This is a genomic window from Amycolatopsis acidiphila (assembly GCF_021391495.1).
GTDB classification, from domain to species: Bacteria; Actinomycetota; Actinomycetes; order Mycobacteriales; family Pseudonocardiaceae; genus Amycolatopsis_E; species Amycolatopsis_E acidiphila.
Window position 1 is genome coordinate 7,294,987 of record NZ_CP090063.1, and the last position, 21,977, is coordinate 7,316,963.

Consider the following 21,977-nt stretch of genomic DNA (forward strand, 5'->3'; position numbering starts at 1 on the left):
ATAACCAGGTACCAAACACCCGGATCGGGTGATCTACCTCACCGTGGCGGTCTGGCACCCTTCGAACGCGAGGAGACAGTCAAGTGCCGACGATGCTCGAGGTGGCCGGACTGAGTCACCGCTATGCGGGCCGGGAGTCGCAGCTCGCGGTGACCGACCTGTCGTTCAGCGTCGACGCCGGCCGGCTCGTGTGCATCGTGGGCCCGTCGGGGTGCGGGAAGTCGACGCTGCTGCGGTGCATCGCGGGCCTGATCAGGGCGACCGAGGGGACGGTCCGGCTGCACGGCGACGAGGTGACCGGTGTGCCCGCGGACCTCGCGGTGGTCTTCCAGGACTACAGCCGTTCCCTCTTTCCCTGGCTCAGCGTTGCCGGAAACGTCGAATTTCCCCTGAAGTCGACGCGAATGAGCCGGGCGGAGCGGCGCAGCCGGACCGACGAGGCGCTGGAATGGGTCGGTTTGTCCGGTGCCCGGCGAAAGTACCCGTGGCAGCTCTCCGGCGGGATGCAGCAGCGCGTCTCGATCGCGCGCGCCCTCGCGAGCCGCCCCGCACTGCTGCTGATGGACGAGCCGTTCGCCTCGGTGGACGCGCAGACCCGGTTCGAGCTGGAGGACCTGCTGCGCCGCGTGCAGCGTGAGCACGGCAGCACCGTGCTGCTGGTGACCCACGACATCGACGAAAGCGTCTACCTCGGCGACCGGGTGCTCGTACTGTCGAAGTCACCCGCCTCGATCGTCGCGGACCTGACCGTCGACCTGCCCTCGGAGCGGGACCAGATCACCACCCGCGAATCGGGCGAGTTCGTGAAGCTGCGCGGTGAGGTCGCGCGGCTGCTGCAGAACCGCGAACTCGCGCACAGCCCGGAGAGGAACGCGTAATGGCTCCCACGACAGTCCGCGACGTCGTCCGCGACCTGATGCGGGACTGGAAGATCACCACGGTCTTCGGCAACCCCGGCACCACCGAGGTGCCCTTCCTCGCCGACTGGCCCGACGACTTCCGGTACGTGCTGGGCCTGCACGAGACCTCGGTGCTGGCGATGGCCGACGCCTACGCGCAGTTCACCGAGCGGCCTGCCGTGGTGAGCCTGCACTCCGCGGGCGGCCTCGGCCACGCGCTGGGCAGCATGGTCACCGCGTACCAGAACCGCGCGCCGCTGATCGTGATCGCGGGCCAGCAGGAACGCTCGATGCTGCCCTACGACCCGTTCCTCTCGGCCATCGACGCGGCCCAGTTCCCCAAGCCCTGGGTGAAGTGGAGCCTCGAGCCCGCGCAGGCCGCCGATGTTCCGGCCGCGTTCGCCCGTGCCTACCAGGTCGCCACGCAGCCGCCGTTCGGCCCGGCTTACCTGTCCATCCCGGCCGACGACTGGCTGCGGCCCGCCACGCCGCTGCCCGCCAAGCCCCGCGTGCGTGGCTTCGCCCCGGACCCGGAGGCCATCGCGGAGCTCGCGGCGGCGCTGAACGCCAGCGCCCGTCCGGCGATCGTGTTCGGTGCGGCCGTGGACGCCGACAACGCCGTGCCCGACGCGGTCCGGCTCGCCGAGCGGACCAGGGCCGCGGTGTGGACGGCGCCGTTCGCCGCGCGCAGCCCGTTCCCGGAGAACCACCCGCAGTTCGCGGGTTTCCTCAAGCCCAGCAAGCGCAAGGTGTACGAGGCGCTGGCGGGGTACGACCTCGTCGTGGTGATCGGGGCGCCCGCGTTCACCTACCACGTGCCCACCGAGGGCGAGCTGCCCGAGCAGGCGCCGCTGTACCTGGTCAACGACGACCCGCAGGTGCTCGCCAGGGCGCCGCAGGCGACGACGGTCATGTCGACGCCGAGGGCGGCCATCCGGGCGCTGTCGGAGATGGTCCAGACCCCGCAGACCCGGCAGGCGCCCGTGGGCCGTCGGCGGCGCGAGCGGCCCGCCGAACCGGCCGAGGGCGAGCTGATGACCGCCGCGTACGTCTACGCCGCGTTGTCCGCGCTGCTGCCCGAGGACACGCTCCTGGTCGAGGAGGCGCCCAGCCTGCGCGGCGACATCCAGGAGCACCTGCCGATCAACGCCGAGGGCGGCGGGTTCCTCACCATGGCCAGCGGCGTGCTCGGCTACGGCCTGCCCGCCGCGGTGGGCGCGGCGATGGCGCAGCCGGGCCGTCCCGTCGTGGCGGTGCTCGGCGACGGCTCGAGCATGTACGGCATCCAGGCACTGTGGACCGCCGCGCAGGAGCACGTGCCCGCGGTGTTCGTCATCCTCGACAACCGCGAGTACGGCGCGGTGCGCGCGCACGCGGAGACCTCGATCAACAGCAAGGTGCCCGGCTCGGACCTCGGCGGTCTGGACTTCTGCGGCCTCGCGCGCAGCATGGGCTGCGACGCGATGCTCGTCGAGCGTCCCGACGAGCTGAAGCCCGCGGTGACAGGCGCGCTGGCCGCGGCCAACCCGACGCTGGTGCACGTACGCATCCGTTCCGGCGCGCACTGAAGAAAGAGGAGCGGCCGGTGGTCCGCGCGACCACCGGCCCGCCTGCTCAGACCTCTTCCGCCTGGAAGCCCGGGTGCCAGCCGAGCGCCCGGCGTTCGACGGCCGAGAGCACCAGGTTCGCCACGTACCCGAGCAGGCTCACCAGCACGATCCACGCCCACATCTGCGGCAGCTGGAAGTTGCCCTGCGCGTTGATCAGCTGGTAGCCGATCCCGTTGGTGCTGCCGCCCATCAGCTCCGAGACGACCATCAGGATGATCGCGAGCGACAGCGCCAGGCGCAGGCCCGCGAACACCTTGGGCAGCGCGGTCGGCAGCACCACGCCGAAGATCCAGCCGCTGCGGGAGATCCGGAACGCCCGCGCGGTCTCGGTCTTCACCTCGTCCACCGCTCGCGCGCCGTCGATGGTGTTCAGCAGGATCGGCCAGATGGCGCCCCACAGCACGGTCACGATCTCCATCCGCGGCCCGATGCCGAACGCCACCAGGAACACCGGGACCAGCAGCGTCGCCGGTACCGCGCGGGCGAAGAAGAACATCGGCGATACGTAGTCGGTCGCCCTGGCCGACCGGCCGAGCGCGAGCCCGGCCGGGATGCCGGCCACCGCGGCGATCGCGAAGCCGGCGAGCAGCCTGCCGAGGCTGGGCAGGATGTCGTCGGTGAACGCGCCGGAGAGGTAGAGATGACTGGCCGGTCCGGAGAACCAGGTGTGCCCGGCCGCGGACAGGATGCCCGACGGCGGCGGGAAGTAGGGGTTGGCGGCCGAGTACGCGACCAGCTGCCACACCCCGACGAACACCACGAAGACCACCCAGCGCCGGGCGAAGTCGAGCCATCGCCTGCCGCCGTTCACACCGCACCCCCCGTCGCGGCCCAGCCGATCCAGCGCCGCTGCGCGCTCAGCAGCGCCTGGTTGACCAGGTAGCCCACCAGCCCGATGAAGACCACGCCCGCCAGCACCATGTCCATCCGCCCGGCCGAGGTGCCCCAGAGGTAGACGAACTGGCCGACGCCGATCGTGCCGCCGCTGAGGTACTCGGTGCTGACCAGCACGACCAGCGAGATCGACGCCGAAAGCCGCACGCCGGTCAGCGTGAAGGGTGCGATGCTCGGCAGCAGCACGGTGAACAGCCGCCGCAACGGCGGGGTCCGCAGCGCCCTGACGGTCTCCAGCAGCTGCCGGTCGATCTCCCCCATCGCGTAGATCGTGTTGAACAGCACGGGCCAGACCGACGCGAACGCGGCGAGCGCGATCTTGGTCTGCGCGCCGCTGCCGAGCAGCAGGATCACCAGCGGGATCAGGGCGACCGCGGGCAGCGGGCGCAGGAACTCCACGATCGGGCTGAGGCTCAGCCGCAACCAGCGGATGCTGCCGAGCAGCACCCCGAGCGGAACGGCGACGGTCACCGCGAGCGCCAGCGCGATGAACCACGACAGCACGGTGGAGACCGCGTCGGGCACGAAACGGGCGTCGGAGAACAGCCCGGCGAATCTGACCAGCACGGTCGACGGCGGGGGGACGACGGCGGCGGGCAGTACGCCGAGCCGGACGATCACCTCCCACAGCACGAGGAAGCAGACCAGGCCGATCAGCCTGCGAAACGCGGTCCGCACGTTCGTCCTTCCTGCTCAGACCTGCGGCGTCGCCACCATGTACTGGCTGGCGTCCAGCTGGGCGCTCAGGCCACCGTAGTTCTGCATCAGCGTCACGACGCGCTGCAGCTGCGCCGCGCTCACCGAGGTCGGGAAGACGTCGATGTTGAGCAGGGAGGCGGTGTCCTTGTCGACGCCGGTGAGGTCGGGCAGCACCTCCAGCAACTTCGACCTGTCGGCGGCCGCGGTCTGGGCGGGCACCATGGCCTTCTGGAACGCGGCGACCGTCTTCGGGTTCTTCTGGATGAAGGAGTCGAGCGCGACGAACCCGGCCGAGGTGATGTTCGCCGTGGAGCCGGTGACGATCTTGAGCACCGGCTGCGCGCCCTGGGTGCGCTCGGCCTGGGTGATGTAGGGCTCCAGCTCGACGCCCGCGTCGAGCTGACCGCTGGCCAGTGCCGCCGGGATGTCGGGGAACTTCACGGTCTGGAGCTCGACCCGGTTCGGGTCGACGTCGTGGTCCTTCAACGTCGCCCGCAGCAGGACCTCGGCGATCGAGCCCGCCTGGTGGATGGACACCTTCTTGCCGACGAGGTCCTTCGGCTCCTGGATGCCCGAGTTCGGCTTCGCGATCACGACGAGGCTGTTCTCACCCAGCTGGTCGACGTCGACCACGACCTTCGCCTGCAGCGTCTTCTGGGCGATGGCCTGGAAGAAGGAGACGTAGTTGGTGACCGCGAAGTCCAGCTCGCCGTTGAGCAGCGCCGGGAACGCGGCGGGCCCGGAGGCGAACATCTTGCTGGTGACCTCCAGCCCCTGCTGGCTGAAGTAGCCGTACTTCTCGGCCAGCTTGGTGGACACGCCCTGCTGGCCGGTCAAGATGCCCACGGTCAGCTTGGTCTTCTCCAGCCCGGCGTTGTTGGTGCCGGACGTGGAGTCGCTGGAGCTCGAGCCGTTCAGTGCACTGCAGCCCGCCGACGCGGCCAGCGGCGCGGCGACGGTGGCGCCCAGAGCGAGCCGGAGGAAACGGCGGCGAGTGGCGTTACTCACATCTATAGACATTAACGGCGCTCCTGACGCGGCGTGTCGATAACCAGAATTTTGACTACCCCCCGTGATTCGAGAAGCAACCACCCGGACGACGAATGGGTGATTACCCGACGGAGATCGAGCCCGGGCGCAACCTATCGCAATAAGGGTTAGCGCAACAGTGCTGTTTGATCATGATCCGATATCCGTCACAACCGACGCGTGAGTAGGTTGCGAGAAGTGAAAAAAATCGTGCTCCCGTCGCATTCAGCGGCGCGAACGCCACTTCGGCGACCGCCGAGCGGCCACGATGTGAGACAGAGGTCCAGACCACAGTGCTGGCATTAGGACAACAAGCGGCCGGCAGGCCGGTCGCAAAACTACTCCCCCGAATGGGGGGTACTTTCGCGTCGAATTCGGCGAATGGCTCGAAAAGGGTACGGCGTTCGGGCTACGGAGTTGGCCGGCTCACACTCCGGGAATGCCGGCGCCAATTGCAGTCGGCAACGGCGTGGCTATCTGCCGCGGAAGCCCGCGTCATCGCGGGCGCCGGCTCTCGCCTCGCGGGCGCGGTTGAAGCCGTCCTGCAGCCGCGCCATCCGGCCGCGCACGGCCTCCGGGTCCAGCCGCAGCGTCGGCGGGTCGACCGGGTCCGGCTGGGCGTGCCGGACCCCGTTGAGCCGTTCCGCGATCGAACCGCCGGGCTGCTCGTCCGCGGGCCACTCTGGGTCGTGCGCGGGCGCCTCGGACTGGTGCACCGGCCGGTGCTCGCCGGTGTGGAACCACTGCGACAACACGGCCTGGTACGCGGGCAGCCGCTCGGTCGGCGCGTCGTCCTCGAGGTAGTAGCGCTCCTGCTCGTCGTTGTCCCGGGACGGCCAGTCCGGCCCCTGCTCGTCCTCTACCGGCGCCCGTCGCGCCACCTCCGGCGGCAACGCGAGTGGCGCCTCCGGCACGGGCACTGGCGCCGGTTCGGGCACGGGCTGGGCGACCGGCCCGGGCTCGGGGCGCCGGGCCTGCTCGACCAGGAGCCGGGCCGGCACCACGACCGTCGCGACGAGGCCGCCGCCGTCGGCCGAGCGGAGCCGCACGCCGATGTCGTGCCGCCGGGCCAGGGTCGCGACGACGAACAGGCCCATCCGGCGGGACACCTCGACGTCGACGTCGGGCGGCGTGGCCAGCCGGGCGTTCGCGCGCTGGATCTCCGGCTCGGGCATCCCGGCGCCGGAGTCGGTGATGTGCACCTGCCAGGCGCCGTCGTCGCCGACCGCGCTGACGACGGTGACGGTGGTGTCCGCCGGGGAGTACAGCGTCGCGTTCTCGAGCAGCTCCGAGATCACGTGCACGAGGTCGCTGGTCGCCTCGCCGACGATCGCGAGGTCGGGCGTCGCGGTCAGCTCGATGCGCTGGTAATGCTCCACTTCGGACAGTGCGGCGCCGATGATCTCCTCTGCAGGAACGGGTTCCGTCCGCGTGTCGCCGAGGTCGTGCCCCGACAGCACGAGCAGGTTCTCGCTGTTGCGGCGCATCCGGGTGGCGAGGTGGTCCAGTTCGAACAGTCCGCCGAGCGTCTCCGGATCCTGCTCGTCGGCCTCCATCCGGTCCAGTACGGACAGTTGCCGCTCGACGAGGTTCTGGCTGCGGCGCGAGAGGTTCACGAACATCGCGTTGACGTTCTCGCGCAGCAGTGCCTGCTCACCCGCGAGCCGCACGGCCTGCCCGTGCACCGCGTCGAACGCCCTGGCGACCTGGCCGAGCTCCTCGCGGCTGAACACCGGCACCGGGTCGATCCCGCGGCGGCGCGCGGCGCCTTCGGGATGCGGATCGGCCAGGATGTTCTCCACCGCTTCGGGCAGGCGGTGGTCGGCGACGTCGAGCGCGGTGCGGCGCAGCGCGCGCAGCGGCCGCAGCAGGGACCGCGCGATGACCACCGCGAGCACCGCGCACAGCACCAGCACGCCGAGCACGATGCCGGCGTTGGCGATGGCGGAGCGGCGGGCGCCCGTGGCGAGCGAGTCGATCTTCGTCTGGGTCTCGGCCTGCACCGCCTGCTGGACCTGGTAGGCCAGGTTGATCGTGTAGGTCGCGGAGGTGTCCCACTGCTGCGGGTCGAGGCCGGAGAGGCTCTGGCCCATCTCGGCCCTGGTGATCGCCGACTCGACCATGTTGTTGCCGGTGTCGACGATCAGGCCGATCACGGTGTCGTCGTACATCCGCTGCTCGGCGGGAGTGGCGAACTTGCGGAAGTCGCTGCGTGCGGCGGAAAGCTCGGCGTCGGAGCCGAGCAGTGCCCGCATCTCGTCGGTGGAGAGCCTGCCCTCCTGCAGCGCCTCGGCGAGCAGCGCGCGCTTGACCGACATCTGGTCCTTGACCCTCGCCAGCGCGCTCGCGGCCAGCCGCAGCCGGGACAGGTCCGGGTCCGTCACGTCGGCGACCGTCTGGTCGGACAGGTCGAGCATCCCGGAGATCAGCTCGCTGTAGGAGCGGAGGGTGGCGTCGGCGGGCAGGCTCGAGTGCTCGGTGGCGAACCGCAGGCCGGTGAGCACGTTCAGCCGCGCGATCGTCGCCTGCAGCTCGGTGTCGCCGTCCGGGGACAGCCGCGAGCGCTCGGCGTCGAACTCCTCGCCCATCGCCCCGACGGCGGCGTCGACCCTGTTGCGCTGGTCGCGCAGGTCGGTCAGGTCGCCCTTGCGGTCCGCGGCCACGAACCGGACGCTGAGGTCCCGCTCCCGCTGCAGCTGGTGGATGACATCGTTGACGCCCGCGTCCACGCGGCCGTGCGCGGACAGCTCGGCGAGCTCGTCGGCGTGCGCCAGGTCCTGCTGCACGTGCAACCCGACCAGCGCGAGCACGGTCACGGCCGGGATGACCAGGACGACGATCAGCTTCGTGCGCAGCCGCCAGTTGCGCAGCCGCCACCGGCCGCCGACCCGGATCTCCGGCCGCCGCTCCAGTGCGTCACCGCCGGCGGGACGCTTGCGCGGACGAGCCATCGACTTCCTTCGTTAGCTGCCTTCTTGAACACGCACCGTTACCGGCCCGAGGCCGCTAACCTACTAGAGAGAAGCTGGGTCGCGGGCGGACCAAGTTGCTCTCTACTCTCTGTGCGATCCGTCGGCGATCGTATTGGCCCTGGATCCTAAGCTCTACCCACGACCGTGATTTTCCTTCGCCGGCAGGGGGTCGAATGCGAGGAGTAGCGATCTTCCTGGTCGTGGCTCTCGGTCTGGTCACTGCCTGCAACGGCTCGGACGGCGGAGAGCAGTCGACACGGGGAGCCGCGCTGGAGCGCTCGGAACTGCGCGTGGGCGTGGGCAACCCGATCGATACCGCCCCGCTGCGGATGGCCGTCGCGGACGGCTCGTTCGCCCGCGACGGGCTGCACGTCGACCTGGTCGAGGACGCGGACCCGCGGGCCGGCCTGAACGGGCTGTCGACCGGGAAACTCGATGTGGCGTTCGCCACTGACGTGGCCTTGTTCACCGCGGCGGCGCACGGCACGGCGCTGCAGCTTCAAGGCGAGGCCTACACCTCGGCGCCCTACACGATGGCCCTGGTGACGCTGCCCGGCTCGACGTACACGGACCTGGTGGGCCGGAAGGCGCCGAAGATCGCGGTGAACCAGGAGAACGACCTGGGCACCCTCGCGGCGCGCTCGATGTTCGCCACCGCGGGCGGCGATCCGACGAAGATCAGGTTCGTCACGCGTTCCTACGACCAGATGCCTGCGGCGCTGCGGGACGGCTCGGCGGACGCGGCGCTGATGACGGAGCCGTTCATCACGAAGGCCCAGCAGAACCTGGGCGCCCGGGTGCTGGCGGACTCCTCCCGCGGCGCGACGATGGACTTCCCGGTCTCGGCGTACGCGGCGACCGGGCTCTTCGCGCAGGCCAACGTGCACACCCTCGCCGCCTTCCGCGAGGTCCTCGCCGACGCCCAGCAGCGGGCGGCGGACCAGTCCGTGGTCCGGCAGGCGCTGCCGAGGATCGCGGGCGTCGACGAGACCACCGCGGCACTGGTCGCGCTGGGCCAGTACCCGACCTCGCTCAACGGCGTCCGCCTGCAGCGGGTGGCCGACCTGATGCACAACACGGGGATGCTCGCCGACCGGCTCGACGTGCCGTCACTGCTGCCGAAGTCCGACACCTGACAGCGCCGGTGATCCGCCCCGACGGCGTCGTGTGCTGGTCAGGGGACGGTGCCGGACGCGGGCGATGACCAGATGGCTCGGGCACGCCGTATAAAGGAGTACGTGACAGATGGCCCGCTGATCGTTCAGTCCGACAAGACCGTGCTGCTCGAGGTCGATCACGGGCAGGCGGAGGACGCCCGGATCGCGATCGCGCCGTTCGCCGAGCTCGAGCGCGCGCCCGAGCACGTGCACACCTACCGCATCACCCCGCTGGCGCTGTGGAACGCCCGCGCCGCGGGACACGACGCCGAGCAGGTCGTGCACGCACTGACCAGCTACTCGCGGTTCCCCGTCCCGCAGCCGCTGCTGATCGACATCGTCGACACGATGGGCCGGTTCGGGCGGCTGCAGATCACCAACCACCCGGCGCACGGCCTGGTGATGGCGACGACCGACCGCGCGGTGCTGGAAGAGGTGCTGCGCAACAAGAAGATCAGCCCGATGCTGGGCACCCGGGTCGACGACGACACCGTGCTGGTGCACCCGTCGGAGCGGGGCAGGCTGAAGCAGGCGCTGCTCAAGGTCGGCTGGCCTGCCGAGGACCTCGCCGGCTACGTCGACGGCGAAGCGCATCCGATCGCGCTCGACGAGCAGGACTGGCAGCTGCGCGACTACCAGCGCCGCGCGGCCGACGCGTTCTGGGCCGGCGGCTCGGGCGTGGTCGTCCTGCCCTGTGGCGCGGGCAAGACGCTGGTCGGCGCCGCCGCGATGGCGCAGGCCCAGGCGACGACGCTGATCCTGGTCACCAACACCGTCGCGGGCCGGCAGTGGAAGCGCGAACTGATCGCGCGCACGTCGCTGACCGAGGAGGAGATCGGCGAGTACTCCGGCGAGAAGAAGGAGATCCGGCCGGTCACCATCGCGACCTACCAGGTGATCACCCGCAAGACCAAGGGCGAGTACCGGCACCTGGAGCTGTTCGACTCGCGCGACTGGGGCCTGGTGGTCTACGACGAAGTGCACCTGCTGCCCGCGCCGGTGTTCCGGATGACGGCGGACCTCCAGTCCCGACGCCGTCTCGGCCTCACCGCGACGCTGGTGCGCGAGGACGGGCGCGAGGGCGACGTGTTCTCGCTGATCGGGCCGAAGCGGTACGACGTGCCGTGGCGCGACATCGAGGCACAGGGCTGGATCGCGCCGGCCGAGTGCACCGAGGTGCGCGTGACGCTGACCGACAACGAGCGGCTGGTCTACGCGACGGCCGAGGCCGAGGAGAAGTACAAGCTCGCCTCCACCGCGCACACCAAGACCGCGGTGATCAAGTCCATTTTGGACAAACACCCCGGTGAGCCGACGCTGGTGATCGGCGCGTACCTCGACCAGCTTGAGGAGCTGGGTGTGGAGCTGGCGGCACCGGTTATCCAGGGCTCGACGAAGAACAAGGAGCGCGAGGCGCTGTTCGACGCCTTCCGCCACGGCGAGCTGAACCGGCTCGTGGTGTCGAAGGTCGCGAACTTCTCCATCGACCTGCCGGAGGCGTCGGTCGCGATCCAGGTCTCGGGCACGTTCGGTTCGCGGCAGGAGGAAGCACAGCGGCTGGGCCGGCTGCTCCGTCCCAAGGGCGACGGCCGCCAGGCGCACTTCTACTCCGTCGTCGCCCGCGACACGCTCGACGCGGAGTACGCCGCGCACCGCCAGCGGTTCCTCGCCGAACAGGGCTACGCCTACACGATCCGCGACGCGGACGCCTACCTATCCGGTGATCTCGGCTAGCAGCCGGGCACGATTGTCGTTGTCCTGCCCCGGATGCCACGGGCAGGCGACGTCGAACGCCACGACCTGCCCGCTGTCCAGGACCCGGCGCACCGCGGCCACCACCTCGTCGCGCGAAGGGCCGCCGGACACCGGGAAGAGCAGTCCCGGCAGCTCGCCCGCGTCGATCACGTCCAGGTCGACGTGCAGCACCACCGGACCCTCCGGTGCCGCGGCCTCGGCGACCGTCGTGCGCCGGATCGCGGCCGAGGCCAGGTACTCGGCCTCGGCCGGGTCGAGGTCGCGCGCGTCGACCAGCGTCACGCGCTCCTCCGGCAGTGGCCGCAGGTCCAGCCCCAGCGCTCGCGGTGCCTCGCCGAGCGCGAACCGCAGGGCCATGCCACCGACGTAACCCGAGGTCGAGCTCGCCGGCGTGTGCGCGTCGCCGTGTGCGTCGAACCAGATGACCGACGGGTCGGCGCCTGCGCGCTGCGCGCCGGCCAGCACGGGCAACGCCATCAGGCAGTCGCCGGACACCACCGTCGGCCGCTCGCCCGCGTCGATCCTGCGCGCCACCTCGCCCGCGACGTCGTCGTACAGCGCGTTGAGGCGTCGCCACAGGTCGCCGTCGGGCAGGTCGGGAGTCACCGCGTCGCCGGGCAGCGGAAGTGCCCCGTCGGGCAGTCGCTCATCCTGGTGGAACGGCACGAGCAGGGCAGGCACGACCGCAGACTGACGACCGGCGGCGAAAACCCACGCATGATTTAACGTCCGGCGTGGAACCCTGCGAAGCGTGACCGAGCAACTGCGGCACCGGTTCCCGACGTCGGCCCTGCGGTCGCGGTACGTGACCGCGTTGATCACCGCGTGCGCCGCCGGGGTGATCAGCGGGCTCGGGAGTGCCCATTTCCTGGATTCGAGCGGCCTGCAGCGTGCCATCCCGGCGTTGCTGGTCGCGGTCGTCGTCGGCCTCGCCGTGCTGGCCGCGGGCGCGTTCCTCGTCGCCCGGCACGCAGACCGGGAAACGGTCGAACGGATGGCCATGCACCTCTTATGGGTGGTCTTCGCGCTCGCCGCCCTGCCCGGGCTGGTGTGGTTCGCGCTGTGGCTGTCCGGTGGCAGCGCCCAGTCGCTGTTCGGGCTCGTGGCCGTCGCCCTCGGCGGCCTGCCTGTGCTCGCGGCCCGGCGTAAACCCTCCGCACTGCCACTGACCTTGGGTTTGGGGCTGCTCGCCGGCGTCGCGGCGTTGCTGCTGCGGCAGCCGCTGTTCCTCTTCCTGCCCATTTCCGCCGCCGTCACGGGCGGCTGGCTGCTGGTACTCGCGCTGCTCGGGTACGCCCGGCGGCGGTGCACCGAAACTGTCGTACCCTCGAACTAGTGTTCGACGCGTTGGCGCAAACTATCGCGAGGGGTACCGATGACCACCACCGCTTCATACGAGACGCTGCCGGGCCTGGACCTGCCCGCCGGTCGCTGGCACGGCCCGATCTGGCTGTCCGACGAGCCACTGGCCGAGCCGGGCCGCTACCGCGACTGCATCGGCGCGTTCGACCGCACCGGGCTGTGGCCGGTGCTGGTCCCGCACGACGAGCGCTTCGCGGCGACGGGTGAGGACTGGGTGGACGACCGCGGCCGGCTGGCCCCGGCCGTGCACAAGGTCGAAGCGATCGATGTCAGCGAGACGCTGTCGCGCTGGTGGGACCCGTTCTGCTGCCCGGGCGGCACCGGCTGTCTCCGCCCGTACGGCGCGAACTTCCCGGGCCTGGCGCGGAAGTCCCAGCTGCGCGTGGACCCGCTCGCCGAGGCGGGCAACACCGGCTCCATCCTGGCCCGCCGCGGCACCTACCGGCTGGGCCTGGTCGCGGTCGAGCGGCCCGCGGACGTGCCGGCCGCGCTCGGCTGGACGGGCATGATCAAGTCGACCGACCAGGTCGCCGCCGTCTCCGCGGTGCTGCGCAGCTGGGAGGACAGGTTCGGCGCGACGCTCATGGTGCTGGGCTTCGACGAGCTGGAGCTGTCCGTCGCGGCGCCGCCGCGCCTGCAGGGCCGCGCGATCGTGGTCGCGGCCGAGCACCGGGCGTTCTCGGTGCGCAGCTTCTCGGGCCAGCCGGGCAACCTGCGCGAGTACGCGGCGAGCCTGGTGCACCGGCGGCACTGGCGGTTCTCGTGGGAGTGAGGAGGACGCGATCGGCGAGCTGAGGATCGGGACATCGGGCTGGCGGTACCCGCCGTGGCGGGGCGCCTTCTACCCGAAGGGCCTGGTGCAACGGCGTGAGCTGGAGTACCTCTCACGCCGGATGAACACGGCCGAGATCAACGGCTCGTTCTACTCGCTGCAGCGGCCCGAGCGGTACCGCGCGTGGTTCGAGCAGACACCCGAGGACTTCGTGTTCGCCGTCAAGGGCGGCCGGTACATCACGCACATGAAGCGCCTGCTGGACGTCGAGGTCCCGCTGGCGAACTTCTTCGCCTCGGGCGTATTGGCGCTGGGTCACAAGCTCGGACCGATCCTGTGGCAGCTGCCGGCGCGGCTGGCCTTCGAACCCGACCGCCTCGCGAGCTTCTTCGCGGCGCTGCCACGCAGCACGCAGGCGGCGGCAGAACTCGCGAAGAAGCACGACGAGAAGCTGAAGGGCGCACCGCACACGGAGCCCGGCCCCGACCGGCCGCTGCGGTACGCGCTGGAGGTCCGGCATCCGAGCTTCCAGACCGCCGAGTTCTTCGATTTGTTGCGGGACAACGGGATCGCCTCGGTGGTCGCCGATTCGGCCGGCACCTGGATCACGCTGGAGGAGGTCACCGCCGACTTCGTGTACGTGCGTCTGCACGGTGACGAGGAGCTGTACACGAGTGGGTACAGCGAACCGGCGTTACGTGAATGGGCGAAGAAGATCCGCGCCTGGCAGGCGGGCCGGCGCGACGCGTACGTCTATTTCGACAACGACGCGAAGGTGAAAGCGCCGGGTGATGCCATCGCGCTGGCGGAGCTGATGGCGGGTTGACCACCCGGTGGCAGGGCGCCCGGGGACAGACCCCGAGCCTGCTGCGCCGAGACGCCCTGTCGACCGGGAGGCCGGTGGTCAGGCGCTCTTGGACTGGGCGCGGTGCTTGCCCTCGGCGAACTCCTCGACCAGCTTGCCGCAGAAGGCAGGCAGGTCGTCGGGCTTGCGGCTGGTCACGAAACCGCTGTCCACCACGACTTCCTCGTCCACCCACTCGGCACCCGCGTTACGCAGGTCGGTCCGCAGGCTGGGCCACGACGTCATCCGGCGGCCACGCACCACGTCGGCCTCGATCAGTGTCCACGGGGCGTGGCAGATCGCCGCGACGGGCTTCTGCTGTTTGAAGAACGCGCCCACGAACTGCACCACGTTGTTGTCCATGCGCAGGAAGTCCGGGTTCGCCACGCCGCCCGGCAGGACCAGTCCGTCGTAGTCGTCCGGCGATGCGTCGGTCACGACCTTGTCCACCGGGAAGGTGTCCGCCTTGTCGAGGTGGTTGAAAGCCTGGATCTTGCCACTGCTGGTAGAGATGAGCTCGGGCTGGCCACCCGCCTGCTGCACCGCCTTCCACGGCTCGGTCAGCTCGACCTGTTCGACGCCTTCGGGCGCCGCCACGAATGCGATGCGCTTGCCGGCCAGTTCGTTCGCCACGATCGCGCTCCTTTCGTCGTCGGATCGCTTGTGTTCGAGCACATACCCCTTACTCCGTAAGCACGAAACATGGCGTGGCATGTTCTTGAGCGCACACACCCCATCGCGCTCGCCACCCCCATGACCGGCGGCCCGGCAACGGCAGCCGAGGTGGCCCACCACGCACAGCCACCTCGCGCGCAGCACGACACCCTCCCTCCCGCACTCACCGCGAGCACCCCTCACAGCCCACCCCTCTCACCTCACACCCCACCCCTCTTGCCATCTGAAATCTCACTTGCGAGTATCACCATGACTGCAATCGATCTTACGGAGCTGGCGTGCTGCCCGAGCTGATCCGCGAACACGCGGAGAACCTGTCGAGGACCGACCGGCTCATCGCGGACCACCTGCTCGAACACCGCGACGAGGTCCCGTTCCTCCGCGCGGCCGAGATCGCCGAACAGCTCGCCGTCAGCGCCGCGAGCATCACCCGCTTCGCGCAGCGGCTCGGCTTCGACGGCTACCCCCGCTTCCAGGACGCCGTCCGCCAGGAGCTGCGTACGTCGCTCACGCTCCCGACGCAGGGCGGAGGCCGCTTCGGGCAGCTCTGGGAACGCGAGCTGAAGAACCTCGAGGAGCTGCGCCGCCTCCCGGAGGACCTGCTGGACGCCGCCGCGCGCCTGATCTCCGAGGCCCGGAAGGTGTGGGTCGTGGGCGGGCGCGTGTCCCAGGCGTCGGCCGAGATGCTCGCCTATTCCCTCGGCCGGGTCCGCGACGACGTCCACTCCCTCGGCTCGGCCGCGCTGCACGAGCCCGAGGCCCTGCTCGACATCCATCCCGAAGACCTACTCGTGGCCCTGACGTTCCGCCGCTACAGCCGGAGCACGGCCGAGCTCGGCCGCCTCTTCGCCGCCCGGGACGTACCGATCCTGCTGGTCACCGACGACGGCAGCCCCTCACTCGCCGGGCTCGCGAAGCTCGTCGTACGCGTGTCGAGCAAGGCACCCGGCGCGCTGCCGTCGATGACCGCCGTCACCAGCCTCGCGCTCGCGCTCACGCTCGGCGTCGTCGGCTACTGCGGCACCGGCCGGCTCGAAGCGGGCGAACGACTCGGCCGCACGCTGCACGCCTTCGAAGACTGAACGGAAAGGAAGAAACTGAAGTGACCGACCCGAAAGCGTTGCTGGACTGGGTAACCGCACACCGCGACGACATGCTGGCCGACCTGCGGACGTACGTGGAGCTCGAATCTCCCAGCAGTGACAAGGAATCCCTGAACTCCACACTGGCCTGGCTGGGCTCCTGGCTCGACGAGCGCATCGGCGAGCCTGCCCGGATCCACCGGGTCGACGGCGGTGAGCGCGGCGACATCGAGGTGCGTGACTACCCCGGCCGCGGCGACAAGCCGATCCTGCTGCTGTGCCACTACGACACGGTGTGGCCGCTGGGCACGCTCGCGGAGATACCGTTCCGGATCGACGGCGACCGAGGCACCGGCCCGGGCATCTTCGACATGAAGTCCGGTCTGGTGCACGCCGTGTGGGCGCTCAGGGCACTGGACGCGGCCGGGCTCGAGCGGCCGCCGATCCGATTGCTGCTCAACGGGGACGAGGAGATCGGCAGCCTCTCCTCGCGCCCGGTGATCGAGTCCGAGGCGGCGGGCGTGGCCGCGGCGCTGGTGTTCGAGGCGAGTGCGGACGGCGCGATCAAGACCGGCCGCAAAGGGGTCGGCATCTTCCGGGTGGACGCGACCGGCGTCGAAGCGCACGCGGGCCTGGACCCGGACAAGGGGTGCAGCGCGATCGACGAGATCGCCCGCGTCGTGCTGTACCTGCACGGACTGACCGACCGGGAGAAGGGCACGACGGTCAACGTCGGCGTGCTCGAAGGCGGCACGCGGACGAACGTCGCCGCCGGCAAGGCGAGCGCGCAGCTGGACGTCCGGGTGGCGAGCCAGGAGGAGGCCGACCGGATCGACCGCGCGCTGGCCGAGCTGCGCCCGCACGACTCACGCGCCACGCTCACCCTGTCCGGCGCCTGGAACCGTCCGGTCATGGAACGCACGCCGACGACCGTCGCGCTGTACGAGCGTGCCCGCGCCATCGCCGCCGAGCTGGGTGTCGACCTGCGCGAGTGCTCGGTCGGCGGTGCGAGCGACGGCAATTTCGTTGCCGCGCTGGGAGTTCCGGTCCTCGACGGCTTCGGCGCGGTCGGCGACGGGGCGCACGCGCGGCACGAGCACATCAGCGTCCAGGGCATGCTCGAACGCACCGCGCTCGCGGCGGCCACGCTCGACGCGCTCGCCGGCTAGAACGAGATCCAGGACTTCCCGGCGACCGACCTCACGGAGGCGAAGGCTTCGGCCGCCTCCGTGAGGTCGAACCGCGCCTGCAGCACCTTGCCCGGCGTGATCGCCCCACGGTCGAGCACCGCGACCGTGTCGTCGAAGTCCGCCGGGTGGTCGTAGATCAGCGAGCCCCGCAGGGTGATCTGGCGGTACACCAGGTCCGCGCTGGTCAGCTCCAGTGGGCGGGTGCTGATGCCGACGAGCAGCGCGGTGCCGCCGGGCGCCACCCTGCCGAGGCCGTCGTGCAGCGCCTGCGGCACCCCGGAGGTCTCGAAGAGGAAGTCGAACCCGTCGTCGCCTGCCACCGGTGCCGCGCCGAACGACCGGGCCAGCTCGACCCGGCCCTCGTGGGGTTCCTGGACGAACGCTGTCGCCCCGAGCTCCTGCAACGCCAGGCACAGCAGCAAACCCTGCGAACCCGCACCGACGACCAGACAGCGATCACCGGGCCCGACGCCCGAACGGCGGATGGCGGAGCGTGCGACCGTCAGCGCCTCGGTGCACACGAGGTCCTCGATCGCGACGGTCGCCGCGGCGGGCCAGGTGAACGCCGCCGGCACGGCGACGTACTCGGCCAGCAGACCGGGATGGTTCATGCCGACGATCACCCGGTTCGGGCAGGCCGACGTGAACCCCGCACAGCACGCGGGACAGCGTCCGCAGCAGTAGTTGGGCTCGATGGCCACCTGTTGCCCGACCTGCCGATCCTCGACGGCGCCACCGACGGCGACGATCTCCCCGACGCCCTCGTGCCCCATCAGCCAGGGCGCGTCGACCGGCCGGCTCCCCGTGTAGACCGCCAGGTCCGACCCGCAGAGCCCGAGCCCCCGCATGCGCACCAGCACCTCGTGTGGGCCGCAGTCCGGCTCCGGCAGATCGACCAGCCGCAGCTCCTCGGGCTCGGTCAGCACGACCGCCCTCATCCGATCACCTCCACGACCCATCGTAGAGCTAATTAACCAAAAGGTCCATTAGCTCGCCTGGGACACTGGGAGGCATGGACTCCGTGTACGCCATCCCCCTGCACAACCGTTTCCGCGGCATCACCGTCCGGGAGGGCGTGCTGTTGCGCGGGGCGGCGGGCTGGGGGGAGTTCTGCCCGTTCGCCGACTACTCGGACGTCGAGAGCGCGCCGTGGCTGGCCGCCGCCGTCGAGGCGAGCGAGGTCGGCTGGCCCGCGCCGGTGCGCGACCGGATCGAGGTGAACACGACGGTCCCGGTCGTCTCGCCGGAACGGGCACACGAACTGGTGGCCGCGTCCGGCTGCCGCACCGCGAAGGTGAAGGTCGCCGATCCCCGCTCGTCCCTTGTGGACGATTGCGACCGGGTGGCGGCGGTACGGTCGGCGCTGGGCCCGGGCGGCTCGATCCGCGTGGATGCGAACACCGCGTGGGATGTGGACACGGCGGTAAAGTCGATCCGGGAGCTGGACCGGGCGGCGGGCGGGCTGGAGTACGTCGAGCAGCCATGCCCGTCGATCGAGGAACTGGCGGCGGTCCGGCGGCAGGTCGACGTGCGCATCGCGGCGGACGAGTCCATCCGGCGGGCGGAGGACCCGCTGAAGGTGGCGGTCGCGGGGGCGGCGGATGTCGCCGTGATCAAGGTGACCCCCCTCGGCGGTGTGCGTCGGGCGTTGGAGGTGGCCGAGGCCTGTGGACTGCCGTGTGTGGTTTCCTCGGCGGTGGAGACGAGCGTCGGACTGGCAGCGGGCCTCGCCCTGGCCGGAGCGTTGCCGTCACTGGACTTCGCCTGCGGTCTGGGTACTCGCTCGTTGTTGACGGGCGATGTGACGAGCGCGGAACTGTCCCCTGTGGACGGATGGCTCCCAGTGCTGCGGACGGCGCCGGAGCCGGACCTGCTGGCGTCGGTGACGGCCCCGCCGGAGGTGCGGGAGCGGTGGCTGGAGCGGTTGGGCCGGGTACGCGCAGTGGCGGGTCTTTAGGCAGGCCCAGCCACCCCCCTACGCCGACCCAGACACCGCCCAACCCCCACCCATGCCGAACCCACCAACGCCCAGCCACCCACGGCGACCCGACAAAACCGAGCCACCCACCATGGCGAACCCGGCAACGGCAGCCAAGAATGCCCGCGCCCAGCCCGCTCCCCAACCCCGATCCCCGCGTCCTTCAGCGGTCGGCACGCCGGGTCAAGGCATCTTTCCCGCCTTGACGCGGTGGGCCGACCGTTGAACACTCCGCGATCGGGGTGGGACGGGCATACCCCAACCACCCGCACCCCAGCCGCCCGCGCTGCGCGCGCCCCCCGCGCTACGCCATCACCCCTGCCCTTACGCAACCGCCTCGTCGGCGTCCTCCGACTTCGCGCTCTCGCGTACCGGGAGCGTGTCGAAGGCCGTCGGGGGCTCGCGCCACGGGTCCGTCGGCTCGCCCGACTTCGCGGCTCGGATCGCTCGCCACACCCGCTGCGGGGTCGCCGGGATGTCGATGTGACGGACACCGAGGTGCCGCACCGCGTCGATCACCGCGTTCTGCACCGCGGGCGTCGAGCCGACCGTTGCCGACTCGCCGATTCCCTTGGCGCCCAAAGGGTTCCGCGGCGAGAGGGTCACCGTGTTGGACACCTCCAGGTCCGGCACGTCCGCCGCGGAGGGGACGAGGTAGTCGGCGAACGACGCCGTCACCGGGTTGCCGTCCTCGTCGAACGACACCTGCTCCCACAGCGCCTGCGAAATCCCCTGCACCGCACCACCGTGTTGCTGACCACGCACGAGCAACGGGTTCAGCACCCGCCCGCAGTCGTCCACCGCGATGTGCCGCAACGGTTTCACGTAACCGGTCTCGACGTCGACCTCGACCACGGAAACGTGCGCCCCGAACGGGAAGGTCGCACCGTCGGGCTTGAAGTCCGTCGACTCGACGAGCGGGCTGCCCTCCTCCTCGGCAACCGTCGCGAGCTCGGCCCAGGTCATCGTCGCCGTCGGGACCCCTTGCACGCCAAGAGCGCCGTCCTCGGTCAGCACGATGTCGTCCACCGCGGCCTCCAGTTTCGACGCCGCCAGCTCCTTCGCCCGCCGCAGCACCAGCTCCGCCGCCTCGCGCACCGCGCTGCCACCGACCTGCAACGACCGCGAACCACCCGTACCGCCACCACGCGGCACCTGGGCGGTGTCCGACTGCACGAACGCCACCCGCTCCATCGGGATGCCCAGCGCGTCCGCGATGATCATCGAGAACGACGTCGGGTGCCCCTGGCCGTGCCCGGACGTGCCGACCTTGATCTTCGCGCCACCGTCGGTGTCGATCTCCACGGCCGCGTACTCCCCCGCGCCACCACCGGTGATCTCCACGTACGCGGACATCCCGATGCCCAGCAGCGTCGTTTCGCCGGCCTCGATCCGCCGCGCCTGCTCCGCCCGCAGGTCCTCGTACCCCACGACCCGCAGCGCCTCGCGCAACGGCAGGTCGTAGTCGCCGGTGTCGTAGCTCGCACCCGTCAGCGTCGTGTACGGGAACTGCTCCGGCTGCAGGAAGTTGCGCCGCCGCAGGTCCGCCGGGTCGAGGTCCAGCTCGGCCGCGGCCAGGTCCATCAGCCGCTCGAGCATCGCCGCCGCCTCGGGACGGCCCGCCCCGCGGAACGCGCCCATCGGCGTGGTGTTCGTCAGCGTCGCGATCCCCGCGTAGCTGACCTTCGGAATGTCGTAGACGCCCTGCACCATCGTGCGTGTCGGCCCCAGCGCGAGGTTGCCGCCGAACCCGGCGTAGGCGCCCGTGTCCCCGATGACCCGGCAGCGCAGTCCGACGATCTTGCCATCCGAGCGCAGGCCCAGCTCGGCGAACTGCACCTGACCACGCCCCTGCGGCATCGCCTGCAGGTTCTCCGAGCGGGTCTCCGTCCAGCGCATCGGCCGGCCAAGCCTGCGGCACGCCTCGATGACCACCGCGTGCTCCGCGATCACCCCGACCTTGCCGCCGAACGCGCCGCCGACGTGCGGGGTCACCACGTGGATCCGGTCGGTCTCCCAGCCGAACACCTTCGACGCGGCGGCACGGAAGCCGTGCGGCATCTGGGTCGAGACGTAGATCGTGACGTCGTAGTCCTCGTCGCCGGGCAGCACCGCGATCGCGTTGCCCTCCATCGGCGCGACCGCCAGGCGCTGGTTCTCGATCCGGGCCCGCACCACGACGTCCGCCCCGGCGAGCACGTCGTCGTCCGCGTCCCGGACGCCGGCCGCGACGTTCGAGCCGAGCTCCGGGAACTGCGTGGGCGCGCCGGGTTCGAGGGCCTGCTCGGGGTCGATCGCCGCGGGCAACGGCTCGTAGTCGACGTCCACCAGCTCCAGCGCGTCCTCCGCGGCGGTCGCCGACTCGGCCACGACGGCGACCACCGGCTCACCCACGAACCGCACTCTGTCCGAGGCCAGCGGATACCTTGCGCACTGCGGGTTCACCTCGATGAACACCGGCAGCGACGGCAGGCCCAGGTCCTCCGCGGTGTAGACGGCCACGACCCCGGGCGCCTTCGCGGCCTCGGTGACGTCGATCCCGGTGATCAGCGCGTGCGCGAACGGCGAGCGCACGAAAGCCACGTGGAGCGCACCGTCGAAACGGAGGTTGCCCACGTAGCTACCCTGCCCGCGCAGCAGTTCCGGGTCCTCGACCCGGCGGACCTCGGTACCCAGCAATGAACCCGGCATACCCGCGACTCTATAGCGGGGATCGCCCCCTGCCCACGTGGACCAGCTCCAGCTCAGGGGCGGAAGACCGGGGTCGTCTCAGGGCCCTTCCCCGATGTCCGCGCGGGCTTTCCGGCCGAACATCGATGGCATGACGAACAACGTGAACACCATCAAGAAGCTCCGTCGTAGCTCGTCGGACCGGATGATCTCCGGGGTGTGCGCCGGCTGGGCCGAGTACCTCGGCGTCGACGTGTCGATCCTGCGCATCGGCATGGTCGCCGCCGCCGTCTTCACCGGCGGCGCGGCCGCGATCGTGTACGCCGCGTGCTGGTTCCTCACGCCGGAAGACACCGCCGAGTGACCCGGAAACGCCGAAGGGGGCTCCG

19 protein-coding genes are annotated in these 21,977 nt (G+C 70.7%); 11 read left to right on the top strand and 8 right to left on the bottom strand.

From position 1 onward, the window contains the following. Window positions 1-83 precede the first annotated feature (83 nt). Together LWP59_RS35680 and mdlC are read left to right on the top strand one after the other, a co-directional pair. Window positions 84-878 (top strand): ABC transporter ATP-binding protein, encoded by a 795-nt coding sequence (locus LWP59_RS35680; RefSeq protein WP_222425449.1) that lies wholly within the window; start codon window positions 84-86, stop codon window positions 876-878. Continuing rightward, the gene (gene mdlC / locus LWP59_RS35685; protein WP_144634673.1) at window positions 878-2,467 is read left to right on the top strand and encodes a benzoylformate decarboxylase; all 1,590 of its coding nucleotides are present in this window, start codon (window positions 878-880) and stop codon (window positions 2,465-2,467) included. Before LWP59_RS35680 ends, mdlC begins: the two co-directional genes overlap by 1 nt. 46 nt (window positions 2,468-2,513) lie before the next feature. Here mdlC and LWP59_RS35690 read toward each other — a convergent pair whose 3' ends face one another. From LWP59_RS35690 to LWP59_RS35705, 4 genes are all read right to left on the bottom strand, one after another. Next, window positions 2,514-3,320, bottom strand: a complete 807-nt coding sequence (locus LWP59_RS35690) for an ABC transporter permease (RefSeq protein ID WP_144634670.1) — start codon at window positions 3,318-3,320, stop codon at window positions 2,514-2,516. Continuing rightward, window positions 3,317-4,081 carry an ABC transporter permease gene (locus LWP59_RS35695; RefSeq protein WP_144634667.1) on the bottom strand — a complete coding sequence of 255 codons (765 nt, stop codon included), beginning with the start codon at window positions 4,079-4,081 and terminating at the stop codon, window positions 3,317-3,319. The genes LWP59_RS35690 and LWP59_RS35695 overlap by 4 nt, the downstream gene beginning before the upstream one ends. 15 nt (window positions 4,082-4,096) lie before the next feature. After that, a complete protein-coding gene (locus tag LWP59_RS35700; RefSeq protein WP_186383085.1) occupies window positions 4,097-5,110 on the bottom strand; it encodes an ABC transporter substrate-binding protein in 1,014 nt (337 codons plus the stop codon). A gap of 494 nt (window positions 5,111-5,604) precedes the next feature. Next, window positions 5,605-8,082: a sensor histidine kinase gene (locus LWP59_RS35705; RefSeq protein ID WP_144634662.1), complete on the bottom strand. Its 2,478-nt coding sequence runs from the start codon at window positions 8,080-8,082 to the stop codon at window positions 5,605-5,607. A 194-nt stretch (window positions 8,083-8,276) separates the two neighbouring features. Between LWP59_RS35705 and LWP59_RS35710 the strand changes: the two genes are divergently transcribed. Both LWP59_RS35710 and LWP59_RS35715 read left to right on the top strand, forming a co-directional pair. Then, window positions 8,277-9,239 carry an ABC transporter substrate-binding protein gene (locus LWP59_RS35710; protein ID WP_144634659.1) on the top strand — a complete coding sequence of 321 codons (963 nt, stop codon included), beginning with the start codon at window positions 8,277-8,279 and terminating at the stop codon, window positions 9,237-9,239. 102 nt (window positions 9,240-9,341) lie between these two features. Next, window positions 9,342-10,994 carry a DNA repair helicase XPB gene (locus tag LWP59_RS35715; RefSeq protein WP_144634656.1) on the top strand — a complete coding sequence of 551 codons (1,653 nt, stop codon included), beginning with the start codon at window positions 9,342-9,344 and terminating at the stop codon, window positions 10,992-10,994. Here LWP59_RS35715 and LWP59_RS35720 read toward each other — a convergent pair. Next, a complete protein-coding gene (locus LWP59_RS35720) occupies window positions 10,974-11,696 on the bottom strand; it encodes an arginase family protein (RefSeq protein WP_222425448.1) in 723 nt (240 codons plus the stop codon). The genes LWP59_RS35715 and LWP59_RS35720 overlap by 21 nt on opposite strands. A gap of 70 nt (window positions 11,697-11,766) precedes the next feature. Here LWP59_RS35720 and LWP59_RS35725 point away from each other — a divergent pair, with 70 nt between their 5' ends. From LWP59_RS35725 to LWP59_RS35735, 3 genes are read left to right on the top strand one after another with little or no spacing between them, the layout of a single operon-like run. Then, window positions 11,767-12,351, top strand: coding sequence for a hypothetical protein (locus tag LWP59_RS35725; RefSeq protein WP_144634653.1), 585 nt, complete (start codon window positions 11,767-11,769; stop codon window positions 12,349-12,351). Between the two features lie 39 nt (window positions 12,352-12,390). Further along, the gene (locus tag LWP59_RS35730; RefSeq protein WP_144634649.1) at window positions 12,391-13,149 is read left to right on the top strand and encodes a DUF4253 domain-containing protein; all 759 of its coding nucleotides are present in this window, start codon (window positions 12,391-12,393) and stop codon (window positions 13,147-13,149) included. 25 nt (window positions 13,150-13,174) lie between these two features. Then, window positions 13,175-13,975, top strand: a complete 801-nt coding sequence (locus tag LWP59_RS35735; protein ID WP_144634646.1) for a DUF72 domain-containing protein — start codon at window positions 13,175-13,177, stop codon at window positions 13,973-13,975. Window positions 13,976-14,053: 78 nt separating this feature from the next. Here LWP59_RS35735 and LWP59_RS35740 read toward each other — a convergent pair whose 3' ends face one another. Next, window positions 14,054-14,626, bottom strand: coding sequence for a type 1 glutamine amidotransferase domain-containing protein (locus LWP59_RS35740; protein ID WP_229857872.1), 573 nt, complete (start codon window positions 14,624-14,626; stop codon window positions 14,054-14,056). Between the two features lie 320 nt (window positions 14,627-14,946). Between LWP59_RS35740 and LWP59_RS35745 the strand changes: the two genes are divergently transcribed. Beyond that, a complete protein-coding gene (locus tag LWP59_RS35745) occupies window positions 14,947-15,750 on the top strand; it encodes a MurR/RpiR family transcriptional regulator (protein ID WP_144646293.1) in 804 nt (267 codons plus the stop codon). Between the two features lie 20 nt (window positions 15,751-15,770). After that, window positions 15,771-16,919 (top strand): M20 family metallopeptidase, encoded by a 1,149-nt coding sequence (locus LWP59_RS35750; protein WP_308431751.1) that lies wholly within the window; start codon window positions 15,771-15,773, stop codon window positions 16,917-16,919. Here the strand turns inward: LWP59_RS35750 and LWP59_RS35755 are convergent. Next, window positions 16,916-17,878 (bottom strand): zinc-dependent alcohol dehydrogenase, encoded by a 963-nt coding sequence (locus tag LWP59_RS35755; protein ID WP_144646295.1) that lies wholly within the window; start codon window positions 17,876-17,878, stop codon window positions 16,916-16,918. The genes LWP59_RS35750 and LWP59_RS35755 overlap by 4 nt on opposite strands. Window positions 17,879-17,952: 74 nt before the next feature. Between LWP59_RS35755 and LWP59_RS35760 the strand changes: the two genes are divergently transcribed. Further along, window positions 17,953-18,897 (top strand): o-succinylbenzoate synthase, encoded by a 945-nt coding sequence (locus LWP59_RS35760; protein WP_144646297.1) that lies wholly within the window; start codon window positions 17,953-17,955, stop codon window positions 18,895-18,897. Window positions 18,898-19,242: 345 nt separating this feature from the next. Here the strand turns inward: LWP59_RS35760 and LWP59_RS35765 are convergent, their stop codons facing one another. Continuing rightward, on the bottom strand, window positions 19,243-21,609 hold the full coding sequence (locus tag LWP59_RS35765) for a xanthine dehydrogenase family protein molybdopterin-binding subunit (protein ID WP_144642816.1): 2,367 nt from the start codon (window positions 21,607-21,609) through the stop codon (window positions 19,243-19,245). A 130-nt stretch (window positions 21,610-21,739) separates the two neighbouring features. Between LWP59_RS35765 and LWP59_RS35770 the strand changes: the two genes are divergently transcribed. Beyond that, window positions 21,740-21,952 carry a PspC domain-containing protein gene (locus LWP59_RS35770; RefSeq protein WP_144642815.1) on the top strand — a complete coding sequence of 71 codons (213 nt, stop codon included), beginning with the start codon at window positions 21,740-21,742 and terminating at the stop codon, window positions 21,950-21,952. The last annotated feature ends 25 nt before the right edge of the window (window positions 21,953-21,977 follow it).